Annotated in this window: 12 protein-coding genes; 3 read left to right on the top strand and 9 right to left on the bottom strand. The window is 63.6% G+C overall.

Annotated elements, in window-relative coordinates; all coding sequences use genetic code 11:
• Positions 1-9 precede the first annotated feature (9 nt).
• Genes V6E02_RS04605 through V6E02_RS04565 form a run of 9 tightly spaced genes read right to left on the bottom strand, consistent with a single transcriptional unit; the run spans position 10 to position 8,589 of the window.
• Positions 10-759, bottom strand: coding sequence for a hypothetical protein (locus tag V6E02_RS04605; RefSeq protein ID WP_347307588.1), 750 nt, complete (start codon positions 757-759; stop codon positions 10-12).
• Positions 756-1,901, bottom strand: coding sequence for a deoxyguanosinetriphosphate triphosphohydrolase (locus V6E02_RS04600; protein WP_347307587.1), 1,146 nt, complete (start codon positions 1,899-1,901; stop codon positions 756-758). The genes V6E02_RS04605 and V6E02_RS04600 overlap by 4 nt, the downstream gene beginning before the upstream one ends.
• Positions 1,885-2,973 carry a 3-dehydroquinate synthase gene (gene aroB, locus V6E02_RS04595; protein ID WP_347307586.1) on the bottom strand — a complete coding sequence of 363 codons (1,089 nt, stop codon included), beginning with the start codon at positions 2,971-2,973 and terminating at the stop codon, positions 1,885-1,887. The genes V6E02_RS04600 and aroB overlap by 17 nt, the downstream gene beginning before the upstream one ends.
• Positions 2,954-3,520 carry a shikimate kinase AroK gene (gene aroK, locus V6E02_RS04590; RefSeq protein ID WP_347307584.1) on the bottom strand — a complete coding sequence of 189 codons (567 nt, stop codon included), beginning with the start codon at positions 3,518-3,520 and terminating at the stop codon, positions 2,954-2,956. The genes aroB and aroK overlap by 20 nt, the downstream gene beginning before the upstream one ends.
• A 54-nt stretch (positions 3,521-3,574) precedes the next feature.
• Complete coding sequence (locus V6E02_RS04585) at positions 3,575-5,728, bottom strand: type IV pilus secretin PilQ (RefSeq protein ID WP_347307582.1); 2,154 nt, start codon at positions 5,726-5,728, stop codon at positions 3,575-3,577.
• 38 nt (positions 5,729-5,766) lie between these two features.
• Positions 5,767-6,291: a pilus assembly protein PilP gene (locus V6E02_RS04580; RefSeq protein WP_347307580.1), complete on the bottom strand. Its 525-nt coding sequence runs from the start codon at positions 6,289-6,291 to the stop codon at positions 5,767-5,769.
• Positions 6,288-6,926, bottom strand: coding sequence for a type IV pilus inner membrane component PilO (locus tag V6E02_RS04575; RefSeq protein WP_347307578.1), 639 nt, complete (start codon positions 6,924-6,926; stop codon positions 6,288-6,290). The genes V6E02_RS04580 and V6E02_RS04575 overlap by 4 nt, the downstream gene beginning before the upstream one ends.
• A complete protein-coding gene (locus V6E02_RS04570; protein WP_347307576.1) occupies positions 6,923-7,519 on the bottom strand; it encodes a PilN domain-containing protein in 597 nt (198 codons plus the stop codon). Before V6E02_RS04570 ends, V6E02_RS04575 begins: the two co-directional genes overlap by 4 nt.
• Complete coding sequence (locus tag V6E02_RS04565) at positions 7,516-8,589, bottom strand: pilus assembly protein PilM (protein WP_347307574.1); 1,074 nt, start codon at positions 8,587-8,589, stop codon at positions 7,516-7,518. Before V6E02_RS04565 ends, V6E02_RS04570 begins: the two co-directional genes overlap by 4 nt.
• Positions 8,590-8,866: 277 nt before the next feature.
• Here V6E02_RS04565 and V6E02_RS04560 point away from each other — a divergent pair, with 277 nt between their 5' ends.
• From V6E02_RS04560 to V6E02_RS04550, 3 genes are all read left to right on the top strand, one after another.
• Positions 8,867-11,170 (top strand): penicillin-binding protein 1A, encoded by a 2,304-nt coding sequence (locus tag V6E02_RS04560; protein ID WP_347307572.1) that lies wholly within the window; start codon positions 8,867-8,869, stop codon positions 11,168-11,170.
• 2 nt (positions 11,171-11,172) lie between these two features.
• A complete protein-coding gene (locus V6E02_RS04555; protein ID WP_347307570.1) occupies positions 11,173-11,778 on the top strand; it encodes a UDP-N-acetylmuramate--alanine ligase in 606 nt (201 codons plus the stop codon).
• Between the two features lie 169 nt (positions 11,779-11,947).
• Positions 11,948-13,324 (top strand): TIGR03013 family XrtA/PEP-CTERM system glycosyltransferase, encoded by a 1,377-nt coding sequence (locus tag V6E02_RS04550; protein ID WP_347307568.1) that lies wholly within the window; start codon positions 11,948-11,950, stop codon positions 13,322-13,324.
• The last annotated feature ends 12 nt before the right edge of the window (positions 13,325-13,336 follow it).

Raw genomic sequence — 13,336 nt, 5'->3', positions numbered from 1 at the left:
AACACGCACTCACGTCCCGGTGGATAGTTCCCGTTCCAACCGCAGCTTCAGTCCGTGCCCATGCTCGATGTCGGATTGCGGTGTGCGTGCAGGCTTGCTGACCTGAGGCGCGGAAATGGGGTGGACTGGCGCATCCCCTGTCGGTGGCGGTGTCCATAGGCTGTAGATGAGCGCACCGCCGCCTCCCAGCAACATTAGCAGCGTAAGCCAGAAGGGGTTGACCCGCGGTCCGCTCCGGTTGAGGGCCAGCCGGTGGGTGATGCGCTGACGCAGGGGGGCAAGACGTCTGTCGGCGAGGCGACGCAGCAGACGATGACTGCCGGTAAGGACGATGCTCAGCGGATAATTGCTGAGTTGGCGGATGGCTTCCAGTGTCGCGTCTTCATACCGGTCCGCCCCTTCACACAGGAGCACGAAGCGGCCGCGCGGCGCGGGCTCACTCAGTCGGCGACCGACACGCGCCGGCAGCGGCAGGCGCACTGCGCTCGCCGGTAGCTTGAGCTGGGCCGCCAGCGCGGCATGGAACGCCTCCGGTGGCAGCGGCGCCTTGATGCGCAAAAGCGTGCCTCGGCGTGAAATGCCATGGCAAAGATCGGCGAGAAAGCCGCTCATGCGGCCATCCGTCTTGCCGGTCACCACGATGATCTGCCGGCCTTCACCGAGCAGCGCCACCACGCCATCGGCCACGGAAGGTGGAATGTCCCGCTGATAGGCGTGGGTGGACAAAGGCTGTGCGGGATCGACTGTGGTCGCGCTCATATGGCCTCGACCGAGAACAGGCGATGGTATTCCTTCATGGCGTAACGGTCGGTCATGCCGGCGATGTAGTCGGCGATGGCGCGTGCTTTGTCGCGCCGGGCCTTTTCCTGGTGCTCGGGCGGCAGCAGGCGCGGATCGTCCATGAAGGCTTCGAACAGCGCGGTGATGATGCGCCGCGCCTTGCGGCTCATGCGGTTGACGCGGTAGTGCTGGTAGAGCCGAGTGCGCAAAAATTGTTTGAGTTCTTGCTGCTCGGCCCGAATGGCAGGACTGAAGCCAATGAGTGGCGGCGCGGCGCGCACCTCCTCGATGGACGCCGGCGCCAGCTCGGCCAGGTTGCGGCTACTGTGTTCCACCAGATCGAGGATCAGGGTATTGATCATGCGCCGCACCGTCTCGTGGATGACGCGCCGGCCGGTGAGATTGGGATAGCGCCGCTTCACTTCGTCCAGGTGGCGCGCGAACACCGTCACCTCTGACAGTTCCTCTAGAGTGATGAGTCCGGAGCGCAGGCCATCGTCCACATCGTGGTTGTTGTAGGCGATCTCGTCGGCGAGATTCGCTACCTGAGCTTCCAGCGAGGGTTGGCGACGTGTGAGGAAGCGCTCGCCGATTTCTCCCAGTTCCTGCGCCTTCATCGGCGAGCAGTGCTTGAGAATGCCTTCGCGCGTCTCGAAGGTGAGGTTTAAGCCATCGAATTCGGCGTAGCGTTCCTCCAGCACGTCCACCACGCGCAAAGACTGCAGGTTGTGCTCGAAGCCACCATAGTCGCGCATGCAGGCATTGAGCGCGTCCTGCCCGGTGTGGCCGAAAGGGGTGTGGCCCAGGTCGTGGGCGAGGGCGATGGCTTCCACCAGATCCTGATCCAGCCGCAGGCTACGGGCGATGGCTCGACCGATTTGCGCCACCTCCAGGCTGTGGGTCAAGCGAGTGCGGAACAGGTCGCCCTCGTGGTTCACGAACACCTGGGTTTTGTATTCCAAGCGGCGAAAGGCGGTGGAATGAATGATGCGATCCCGGTCGCGCTGGAACTCGGTGCGCCCCGCTGGCGGCATCTCCGGATACCGACGACCCCGGCTCTGCGCCGGATGCGCGGCATAGGGGGCCCGCTCCCCCCCTGGGAAATCAGACGGACGCGACATTTTCCTCGATGGTCGCGGCAGCTAACGCCTCGGGCACGTCTGCCGTGACCACTGCCTCCCCGAGGCGCTTGAGCAGCACGAAGCGCACCCGCCCACCTTCGACTTTCTTGTCCAGCCCCATCAAGGCCTGGTAGCGGGGAAGCCCCAGATCGGGGGCGCGATCGGGCAGGCGCGCGCGGCGTACCAAGCGGCGAACCCGCTCGACTTCGGCGACCGTGAGCCAGCCCAGGCGCCTGGAGAGATCCGCCGCCAGCACCATGCCTGCCGCCACGGCCTCCCCGTGCAGCCAGACGCCATAGCCCAGCCCCGCCTCGATGGCGTGACCGAAGGTGTGGCCCAGGTTGAGGATGGCGCGCAGGCCGCCTTCCCGTTCGTCTGCCGCCACCACCTCCGCCTTGTTGCGGCAGGATCGCAGGATGGCGAAAGTGAGAGCCTCGCCATCGCGTGCCAACAAGCGTTCCATGTTCTCTTCCAGCCAGGCAAAAAATGCCGCATCGCGAATCAGACCGTATTTGATCACTTCCGCCAGGCCTGCGGAGAGCTCCCGGTCGGGCAGGGTGTCGAGGGTGTCGGTATCGGCCAGCACCAGACGCGGCTGGTAGAAGGCGCCGATCATATTCTTGCCCAGGGGGTGATTGATGCCGGTCTTGCCCCCCACGGAGGAGTCCACCTGGGCAAGTAAGGTCGTGGGCACCTGGATGAAGGGCACGCCGCGCAGATAGGTGGCGGCGGCGAAGCCCGTGAGATCGCCGATGACCCCGCCCCCCAGGGCGATCAGGGTGCCTTTGCGTTCCATGCGCGCCGCAAGCAGCGCGTCATAGATGTGCCCCAGTGTCTCGGCATTTTTGTATTGTTCGCCATCCGGAACGACGATGGGCAACACGCTCACGCCGGCGTCTTCCAGGGCCGCGCGCAGGGTGTCCAGATAGAGGGGCCCCACCGTGCTGTTGGTCACGATGGCGACCCGCGGCATGGGCAGATGGGGCAGGATCAGCTCGGCACGCCCGATCAGGCCTGCGCCCACGTGGATGGGATAGCTGCGCGCCCCGAGGTCAACCGTGAGTGTTTGCATGGGCGGTGGGCGCGGCCGCGAGGGCCGCCAGTTTCTGTTCGATTTCACGCACCACCTGGTGCACGCTTTGCTGGCCGGAGGTGACGACGATGTCGGCGATCTCGCGATACAGAGGGTCGCGCTGTTGCAAAAGTTCGGCGAGTTTGGCGCGCGGGTCGGCGGTCTGCAGCAGGGGCCGGTTGCGATCGTGGCGTGTGCGTGCCCACAAATCGTCCACACTCGCCTTCAGGTAGATGACGATGCCGTTTGCCGCGAGCGCCGCCCGGTTTTCCTCCCGCAACACCGCGCCGCCGCCGGTGGCCAGCACGATGTCGCGCCGACTGACCAGCTCCCGGAGCAGGTCGGCTTCGCGCCGCCGGAAGCCTTCTTCGCCCTCCAACTCGAAGATGACGGGGATGCGCACGCCGGTGTGGCGCTCCAACTCCTGGTCGGCATCGATGAAGGTTTTCTGGAGATGACGGGCGAGCGCACGGCCCACGGTGGTCTTGCCCGCACCCATCGGGCCAACCAGAAACAAATTGCCCGTCATGTGTTTGGCAGCACGCATGACGGGCAATTCTAGCGGAAAAGCCCCGCCCTCCAAAGGAAAGGCGGGCGGCAATCAGCGCAGGTTCAAGCTGTCCTTGAGGATGCGCGGGGTGACGAAGATCAAAAGCTCCGTCTTGTTGTCCTGCTTGCTCGTGTTGCGGAACAGATGGCCCAGCACCGGAATGTCGCCGAACAGGGGCACCTTGGTGATGCGTTCTGACTCATCCTGGGTGTAGATCCCACCAATGGCCACGGTGCCGCCGTTTTCCACCAGCACCTGGGTGCTGATCTGCTTGGTGTCGATCGGGGGCACGCCGGCCACGATCCGATCAAAATTGGGCGAATCCTTGTTCACCTTGATGTCCATGATGACGTTGTCGTCCGGCGTGATTTGGGGCTTCACCTTCAGGGAGAGCACCGCCTTCTTGAACTGCACCGCCGTGGCACCGCTGCTGGTGGCCTGCTGGTAGGCGATTTCCGTGCCCTGCTCGATGGTGGCCTCCACCTGATCCGCCGTCACCACCCGGGGATTGGAAATGATCTTGCCCCGACCATCGGACTGTAGTGCCGTGAGCTCCAGGTTGAGGAAGCGCGCGACCCCGGAGCGGAACAGCGTGATGGCGATGCTCCCCGGGTTGAAGCCGGCGACTTTGGCCGCCGCCATGTTGACATTGAGGGTGTCCGGGACCTGGGGTGTCGTCGTGAACTGGCCCGTGGCACTGCCGGTGGCGTCGATGCTGCCACCGGGGGTGAGGCGGGTCTGGCCCCCACTGGAGACCGGCCAACCATTGCCCGTCTTGTCATAGACGCCCAGCCGCGCGCCCAGATTCTTGGCGAAGCTGTCCTGGGCTTCGACGATGCGCGACTCGATCATCACCTGCTTCACCGGCACATCCACCTGATCGATCAGGCGGCGGATTTCCTCCATCTTGGAGGGCGTGTCCTGGATGAACAGGGTGTTGGTGCGTGGATCGATGACAGCGCTGCCCCGCTTGGACAGGATGCGCTGCTTCTCGTCGGTGAGCACCTTGACGAAGTTTTCCGCGCGCTGGAAGCGCAGATGGAAGGTCTCGGTGTGTAGGGGCTCGAGGTCCAGAATCTGCTGCTTGGCTTCCAGTTCCAGCTTCTCCTTGGTGGCGAGCTCGTCCGTGGGGGCGATCCAGATCACGTTGCCATTTTTGCGCATGGACAGCCCGCGGCTTTGCAGAATGATGTCCAGCGCCTGGTCCCAGGGCACGTCCTTCAGGCGCAGGGTGAGGTTGCCCGTGACGGTGTCGCTGGTGATGATGTTAAGCCCGGTGAAGTCGGCGATCACTTGCAGCACCGCCCGCACTTCCACGTTCTGGAAGTTGAGGGAGAGTTTCTCGCCGGTGTAGCGCTTGCCGCGCCCAAGGCGCGTGGGATCTTCCTGCACCGGTTTGATGTCCACGATGAACTGGCGGTCAGCCTGGTAAGCGGAATGCTCCCACTCGCCCTTGGGTTCCACCACGATGCGCGCGGTGCTGCCCTGCTGGAAGGTATCGACGGTGAGGACCGGCGTGCCGAAATCGGTCACGTCCATGCGTCGCTCCAGGTTCTTCGGCACCGTGGTGTTGAGCAGGTCGATGACGAGATTCTTGCCCTGCTGGCGGATGTCAATCCCCACGTTGGGATCCGACAGATCCACCACCACGCGGCCCTCGCCGCTGCGGCCGCGGCGGAAGTCCACATCGCGGATGCTGTGGCTGCTGCCGCCGCGGTCTTCCGCGAAGTGGGTGGTGCGCGTCGCGACCGTGGCGGAGGGCGCACCACCTTGCAGGGTGATCACCAGGGTGTTGCCCTCGATGGTGGTGTCATAGGGCGTGTTGCGAGCGAGATTGAGCACGAGCCGCGTCTTCTTGCCGGATTGCACCACGTTCACGCTGCGTAGCGCGCCTTCGCCCACGTTGATGGTGCTCTTGCCCAGGGCGTTGGCGGTGTCCGGAAAATCGAGGGCGATGCGGGGTGGGTTGTTGATGGTGAAGCCGGCGGGCGGGTTGGCGAGCGGCTGCTTCAGACCGACCTTGAGCAACAGCTTGCCGCCCTGAAGCACGGTGTAATCGATGGCGGTGATGCTGTTGCTGGCCGCTTCCTCGGTTTCCTGTGCCGCCACAAATGGCGCGCAAAGCAGGCTGAACGCGAGGGCGACCACCACGTGGGGGCACAGGTCCGCGACGCGCTTGAGGGAGAGAAGGGTCCGTATGCTCATAGTGCACCTCTGAGGTTTTATCTCGGGTTGGTTGCGGGCTATTTCTTGGCCGGCGCCGCGGGCTCTTCGCTCAAGGTGAGCGATGCGGGACGCTCGACCCAGTCGCCGCCGCTGTCCTGTACGATTTCCGTGAGCTTGACTTCGCTTTCCGTCACCTGGGTGATGATGCCGAAGTTCTGGCCCAAGTGATTGCCGGGTTTGACGCGGTAGAGGCTGTTGTCCGGCGTCTTGATGATGGCGTAGGTGATCTTGCCTTGGCTGAGCGTGCCCACCATCTTGAGGCTTTCCAGGGGATAGTTCTCCAGGGCTTCCTTGGGCCGGTTGAAGTCGGGGGCCAGCCCGCCGCCGCTCCCCTTGGGCGGTTCCAGCTTGCGCGGCTTGAAGGGGTCTGGCAAATCCATCGCCTCGTAGGTGAAGGGCTCATAGGGCTTCACTTCGGGCAGGGGCGCGACTCTGCCACGCAGGTCCTTGCCAGCATTCTTCACGAATTCGCGCGGGTCGTCCGCGCCGCCGCCGCAGGCGGCCAACATGAGCGGCAGAAAGAGCATGACCAGGCGCCTCATTTGCGGCCCCCTTTCTGCTTGGCCTCGCGCTGGGCCTTGCGCTGGGCGGCAAGCTCCTCTTCGTCCAGATAGCGGTAGGTGACGGCGGTGGCTTCCATCACCAGCTTGCCGTCCTTGTTGGGATAAATGGAGATGTCACGCAGGTTGACGATGCGCGGCAGCTGGGCGAGGTCACTGGCGAAGCGCCCCAGGTCGTGATAATCGCCGGTGACCTTGATGGCGATGGGCAGCTCGGCGATCTCCCCCTTGATGGTCTCCTGCCCGGGCTTGAACAATTCGAATTCCAGCCCCCGCCCTAGCCCCGCCTGGTTGATGTCGGTGATCAGCGCGTCCATTTCTGATTTATTGGGCAACTGCCGCACCAGGGCGCCGAAAGACTGCTCGACCTCCGCGAGCTGCTGCCGATAGAGGTCCAAGTTGACCGCCTGTTTTTTCTTGTCCAGGAATTCGCTGCGCAGCTTCTGTTCCTCCTGGCGCGCCCGATCCAGGTTGGCGAGTTCATCGCTCCACACCAGGAAATAGCCGCCAGTCACGATCAGTGCATATAGGATCACCATGGCGGCGATCTTGAAGGGCACCGGCCAGATACCGATTTCCTTCAGGTTGAGCTTGTTGATGTCGTCGACCAGGCTCATGACCGCTTATCCTTGGCTTGGGTGTCCTTGTTTGGCTCGCCACCGGCAGGCTGCGGCGCGGACAGGGTGACATCGAGGGAGAACTCGTTGGCCCGGACGTTGTTCACCGTGACCGCCTTGATCTCCACCAGTTGCGGGTTTTCTAGCCAGGGTGAGGCTTCCAGGTTGCGCATCAGGGTGGAGACGCGGGCATTGGATTGGGTATAGCCCTGGATGTTGACCTTCTGGCCGGTCTGCTTGATGGCCTTGAGATACATGCCGGGTGGCAGCTGGCGCACCATCTGGTCCAACAGGCGCACGGCGGTGGCCCGCCCGGCCTGGAGTTCCTCCACCACCTTCTTGCGGTCCAGCAGAAGCTGGGTCTTTTCTTTGAGGCTCCTGATTTCCTGGATGTCCTTGTCGAGCTTCGCGATCTCGGATTTGAGATAGCGATTGTTTTCTTCCTGGCGGTCGATCAGGGTGCCGATCACCAGGGAACCGGCGAATACGCTCAATACGCCCAGGATCGCCACCCCGGCCGAGATGACGATCATCTGCTGCTGGCGCGCCTTGCGCTTGGCTTCCCGGTGGGGCAGGAGGTTGATGCGGATCATTGGTCGAACCTCCGCATGGCCAGCCCACAGGCCACCAGCAGGGCGGGTGCCTCCAGGGTGAGCTGGCGCGGTTTGATGCGCGAGGACAGTGCCATGTTCGCGAAGGGGTTGGCGATCATGGTGCTCACCTGGGTGCGGTTGGCGACGATCTCATCCAGGCCCGGCAGCAGGGCGCAGCCGCCGCCCAGCAGGATGTGATCCACGTGGCTGAACTGGCTGGAGGAAAAGAAAAACTGCATGGCACGCGCCACTTCCAGCGCCAGGGTATCCATGAAGGGTTGCAAAACCTCGGCCTCGTAGCTTTCCGGCAGCCCGCCCTGACGCTTGGCCATTTCCGCTTCCTCGGCGGAGAGGCTGTAGCGGCGCTGAATCTCCTGGGTGAGCTGGTTGCCGCCGAAGGTCTGCTCACGCAAATAGATGGGCTGGCTGTCGTGCACAACATTGATGTGCATCATGGCCGCGCCAATGTCCACGATGGCCACCGTTTGCCCGCGGCCACCATTGGGCAGCTGTTGCGCGATCAACTCATAGGCGGTGAGCGTGGCGTAAGCATCCACGTCCATCACGACGGCTTTGAGGCCCGCGCTCTCCGCCGCCGCCACGCGGTCTTCGACTTTTTCCTTGCGCGCGGCCGCGATCAGCACTTCCACTTCTTCCGGGCCGCTGGGGGCTGGGCCGAGCACCTGGAAGTCCAGGTTTACCTCGTCCAGCGCGAAGGGGATGTATTGGTTGGCTTCCGCCTCCACCTGCACTTCCATTTCTTCCTCGCGCAGGCCGGCGGGGGCGATGATCTTCTTGGTGATTACCGCCGCCGATGGCAGCGCCAGCGCCACGTTCTTCACCCGCGTGCCCATGCGCTTCCAGGCGCGCCGCAGGGTTTCCGCCACGGCGTCCAGGTTCATGATGTTGCCATCGGTAACCGCGTCCTTGGGCAGAGGCTCGATGGCATAGCGCTCCACGCGGTATAGATTTTTTCCAGCCTCCTCGATCTCCACCATCTTCACCGCCGAGGAGCTGATGTCCACGCCGATGAGGGGAGGCGACTTGGCTTGAAGGAGGTTCGATAACAAGGCGGAAACCCCTTTGACTGTTGCCCCTGGTTAGGGGCATTTATAAAGTTTTGGTTTAAATCCTAGCAACAAGCATTTAGGGTGTAAAGCAAAATTTTTCTGATTCATCCCATTTGAATAACGGCCGTCACGAGTCCCTCTTGAGGGCCGGGCACGTTTCCTGAAGAAAAATTCATGCGCCTGCCGGAGCGTGGCGGCCGCGGGCCGAGGTCCGCGGTCCCTCCGCGTCAGGTAGAATGGTCGCAAAATCTCCCGCCCATCGACCCAATTCGTCTGCATGTCCTCTCGCTGGTGGCTTTTGCCCGTCAAGCTCGTCGCGATCGCCGTTCTTCTCGCTGGCTTGGCCGTGATTCTTGCAGCGGTGCTGGTCTATCCCAGCCTGCCGGATCTCACCGTGCTCACGGATTACCGACCCAAGGTGCCGCTGCGTGTCTACACCGCAGACGGCGCCCTGCTGGGCGAGTTTGGCGAGGAACGGCGCACCGTGGTGAAGATTGCAGCCGTGCCCAAGACCATGATCCAAGCCATCCTGGCCGCCGAGGACGAGCGCTTCTACGAGCACGGCGGCGTGGACTATCTGGGCGTGGCGCGCGCGGCGCTGGCCAATCTGCTCAAGCGCGGCGTGCGTGAAGGCGCGAGCACCATCACCATGCAGGTGGCGCGCAATTTCTTCCTCACCCCCGAGAAGACCTTGAGCCGCAAGTTCAACGAGGCCCTGATGGCTTTCAAGATCGAGCGCAATCTCAGCAAGGATAAGATCCTAGAGCTCTACATCAATCAGATCTACCTGGGGCAGCGCGCCTACGGCTTTAGCGCCGCCGCCCAGACCTATTTCGGCAAGCCCCTGGAAAAATTGACGGTGGCGGAAATGGCCATGCTGGCCGGCCTGCCCAAGGCGCCTTCCCGCTACAATCCGGTGACCAACCCAGCGCGGGCGGCCCAGCGCCAGCACTACGTCCTGCGGCGCATGCGCGAGCTGGGCTACATCGACGAGGCGACCTATCAGACGGCGCTGGCGCAAAAACTCTCGATTCGCCACGAACCCACGGTGTACGAGGTGAAGGCGGACTATGTCGCGGAAATGGCGCGCCAGATGATGTTCGAGCGCTATCAGGAAGCGGCCTACACCAACGGCTTGAGCGTGATCACCACGCTGCGCCGCGCGGATCAGGAGGCGGCCAATGCCGCGGTGCGTCAGGGGCTTTTGGACTACGACCGGCGTCATGGCTACCGTGGGCCAGAGGGACACCTGGAGCTCCCGGACAAACTGAGCAATCCGGACGAACAGCTGGAGGATTTGCTCCAAGACGTGGAGGAAAGCAATGGCCTGCTCCCCGCCGTGGTGCTGGCTGCCCACCCCAAGGCGGTGCGCGTGTTCATCAAGGGCCAGGGAATGGCCGAGCTCACGGGCGATGCCCTGGCCTTCGTGCAGAAAGCCCTGTCGGAGAAGGCGGCCAAACCCATCGTGCGTGGCTCGCTGGTGCGGGTGGCGCAAGACGCCAAAGGACATTGGCAGATCCTTCAGCTACCGCAGGCGGAGGCGGCCCTGGTTTCCCTCACACCGCAGGATGGCGCTATCCACGCCCTGGTGGGGGGCTTCGATTACTTCCGCACTAAGTTCAATCACGTGGTCCAGGCCTGGCGCCAGCCCGGCTCCAGTTTCAAGCCCTTCATCTATTCGGCTGCACTGGAGAAGGGTTTCACGCCCGCGACCCTCATCAACGATGCGCCCATCGCCCTCGATCCCGCGGTCACCGGTGGCAAGCTGTGGGAGCCCAAGAACTTCGACGGCACCTATGGGGGGCCCACGCGCATGCGCGAGGCGCTGGTGAAATCCAAGAACCTGGTATCCATCCGGATCCTGCAGGCCATTGGCACCCGCTATGCCCAGGACTACATCACCCGCTTCGGATTCAACCCGGAACAGCATCCGCCCTATCTCACCATGGCACTGGGGGCAGGGTCCGTCACGCCCTTCCAGATGGCCACGGCTTACGCCGTGTTTGCCAATGGTGGCTACCGGGTGAAGCCCTATTACGTGCAGCGGGTGGTGGATGCCCGCGGCACGGTGCTGGCCCAGGCCAGCCCGGTGCGGGCCGGCGAAAATGCGGAGCAGGTGATCGACCCGCGCAATGCCTTTATCATGACCTCGATGATGCAAGACGTGGTGCGGCGTGGCACCGCCGCCCGCGCCATGCAGCTCAAACGCAATGATCTGGCAGGTAAGACCGGTACCACGAACGACCAGGTGGATGCATGGTTCTGTGGCTTTAACCGCAGCCTGGTGGCGGTGGCCTGGATCGGCTTCGATCAACCCAGAAGCCTCGGCGCTGCGGAGACCGGCGCTCAAGCGGCGCTGCCAATCTGGATGGCCTACATGGGCAAAGCCTTGAAAGGCGTGCCCGAAGAACAGTGGACGCCCCCGGCAGGTGTGGTGAGCGTGCACATCGATCCCGCTACCGGCCGACGGGTGCGGGAAGGCGGCATTCCCGAATGGTTCTACCAGGAAAACCTGCCGCCCGAAGCCAGCAGCTGGGGTGAGGACGGCACTTCCGACCTGGTGAAAGACCAGATCTTCTGACCATGGCCCGCGCCAACCCCCACCTGCGCCAGCAGATGCGCATCCGCATCGCTCAGGCCGCGGCACGCCTGATGGCCGAGGACGGCATCCAGGACTATGCCCTGGCCAAACGCAAGGCCGCCCGCCAGCTGGGGGCCGAGGACACCCATAGCCTGCCCACCAATGTGGAGATCGAAGAGGCGCTGCGCGCCTACCAGGCCCTCTATCAGGGGGACGAGCAGGCTAAGCGGCTGCGCGTGTTGCGGCTTCAGGCTTGTGCGATGATGCGGCTATTGGAGCGCTTCAATCCCCATCTCACCGGCTCGGTGCTGGCGGGCACCGCGGCTCGTCACGCCGACATCAATCTCCTGCTCTTCACCGACAGCGACAAGGACGTGGAGTTATTCCTCCTCAATGCGAAGCTTGCCTACCAGCGGGGCGAGAAGCGTTACCGCTTCGGCGATAGCGTGCGGCTCGTGCCCGTATTCAGGCTGCAACACGGGGGGCCGGCAGACGTCAACCTGGCGGTGTTCCCCACCGATGCCATTCGCGAGCCCCCGCGCAGCCCGGTAGATGGGCGGGCCTTACCACGCGCGCGGCTGGCCGAAGTGGAAGCCCTTCTGTCCTGACCGTCGGCAAAAACTCGTCGCCCCAGTCGGCCGCGCGACGCTTTCCGCGTCCTTTGGCCCGCGCGGCCTGCCTCCAGACACGCCCATGCACGTGGCATGGAAACTGCTTACACTGTCGGGCCCGCCGCTGGCGTTGCGGCCATCCTTTGCCTGACGACAGAACCACTCCGTGATCCGAGTCTTCAGCCATTACCTCTCCAAGGGCCTGCTGCTTTTGATGCTGGCCGAGCTGGGGGTGTTGCTGGCGGCCCTGCCAGTCGTCTCCACCCTGGGGCAGTATCCAGTGCCGGCGCTCTTGGGGGTGGCCAATCTGGGCTTCACCCTGGTGTGCTTCGGGTGGATGGCATTGTTCGGGTTGTATCGACGGGATTTCGACGAGGGACTGGGCAGCATGGTGTTGCGCGTGCTCACTGCCCTCGGCCTGGCCTTCTTGCTGGTGTGGTTTGCCGGCTGGCTGGTGCCGCGTCTGAGCATGCCCACGGCGGCGCTGGCCTGGGCCACCGTTTCGGCGGGTGTTGCCATTTTGTTATTGCGTTTCGCCTTTTTCCGCTGGGCGGATTGGGAGGTGCTCAAGACGCGTGTGCTGGTGCTGGGCACGGGTACCCGCGCGGCCCGCGTCCTGGAACTTTTGCGCCAGCCGGAGAGCCGACACCGGCTGCACATCGTGGGCTTCCTGCCGCTGGGCGGCATTCATCATTTCGTCAACCACAGCCTGATCCTGCCCGACGAGGCGCCCTTGTCGGAGATCGTGGACAAATACCAGATCGACGAGATCGTGATCGCCATCCGTGAGCGGCGCGGCGGGAACCTGCCGGTGCACGAGCTGCTGGACTGCAAGCTCAAGGGAATCCGGGTGGTGGAATTGTCCAGCTTCTTCGAGCGCGAGCGCGGCCACGTGCAGCTCGATTCCCTCAACGCGAGCTGGATGGTGCTGTCCGAGGGCTTCCGCCAGGGGCTGTTGCGCGACGTAGTTAAACGTACTTTCGACCTCACGGTGAGCGCGGCCATCCTGGTCGTGACGCTCCCGGTCATGCTGCTTGCGGCGCTTGCCATTGTCGCCGAAAGCGGCTTTCCCATACTTTATCGGCAGGAGCGGGTGGGGCAGGGCGGGCGTGTGTTCACCATCTACAAGTTCCGCAGCATGACCCAGAACGCGGAGGCCGACGGACAACCGCGCTGGGCCCAGGCAGGCGATGCGCGCATCACCCGCGTCGGCCGCTTCATCCGCAAGACCCGGATCGACGAGCTGCCCCAGCTCATCAACGTGTTCAAAGGCGATATGAGCTTCGTCGGCCCGCGTCCGGAACGCCCCTTCTTCGTCAACCAGCTCATGGAGCAGATCCCCTACTATGGTGCGCGCCATAGCATCAAACCGGGCGTCACCGGCTGGGCGCAGGTGCGCTACAGCTACGGCGCCTCCCTTGAGGACGCCATCGAAAAGCTGCAATATGACCTCTACTATGTGAAGAACCACAGTTTCTTCCTGGATCTCATGATCCTGTTCGAAACCGCCCTCGTGGTGCTGCTGGGCAAGGGCGCGCGATGAAGGAGACTTTAG

The sequence above is a fragment of the Thiobacter sp. AK1 genome (assembly GCF_039822265.1).
In the GTDB taxonomy this organism is placed as follows: Bacteria; Pseudomonadota; Gammaproteobacteria; order Burkholderiales; family Thiobacteraceae; genus Thiobacter; species Thiobacter aerophilum.
This window is presented reverse-complemented; position numbering and strand designations above follow the sequence as displayed.

What these genes read in the sequence shown, in the direction of transcription:
- aroB (WP_347307586.1), bottom strand. Translation starts at nt 2,973, where the DNA reads ATGCAAACACTCACGGTTGACCTCGGGGCGCGCAGCTATCCCATCCAC.
- V6E02_RS04580 (WP_347307580.1), bottom strand. Translation starts at nt 6,291, where the DNA reads ATGAGGCGCCTGGTCATGCTCTTTCTGCCGCTCATGTTGGCCGCCTGC.
- V6E02_RS04600 (WP_347307587.1), bottom strand. Translation starts at nt 1,901, where the DNA reads ATGTCGCGTCCGTCTGATTTCCCAGGGGGGGAGCGGGCCCCCTATGCC.
- V6E02_RS04585 (WP_347307582.1), bottom strand. Translation starts at nt 5,728, where the DNA reads ATGAGCATACGGACCCTTCTCTCCCTCAAGCGCGTCGCGGACCTGTGC.
- V6E02_RS04570 (WP_347307576.1), bottom strand. Translation starts at nt 7,519, where the DNA reads ATGATCCGCATCAACCTCCTGCCCCACCGGGAAGCCAAGCGCAAGGCG.
- V6E02_RS04560 (WP_347307572.1), top strand. Translation starts at nt 8,867, where the DNA reads ATGTCCTCTCGCTGGTGGCTTTTGCCCGTCAAGCTCGTCGCGATCGCC.
- V6E02_RS04575 (WP_347307578.1), bottom strand. Translation starts at nt 6,926, where the DNA reads ATGAGCCTGGTCGACGACATCAACAAGCTCAACCTGAAGGAAATCGGT.
- aroK (WP_347307584.1), bottom strand. Translation starts at nt 3,520, where the DNA reads ATGCGTGCTGCCAAACACATGACGGGCAATTTGTTTCTGGTTGGCCCG.
- V6E02_RS04555 (WP_347307570.1), top strand. Translation starts at nt 11,173, where the DNA reads ATGGCCCGCGCCAACCCCCACCTGCGCCAGCAGATGCGCATCCGCATC.
- V6E02_RS04605 (WP_347307588.1), bottom strand. Translation starts at nt 759, where the DNA reads ATGAGCGCGACCACAGTCGATCCCGCACAGCCTTTGTCCACCCACGCC.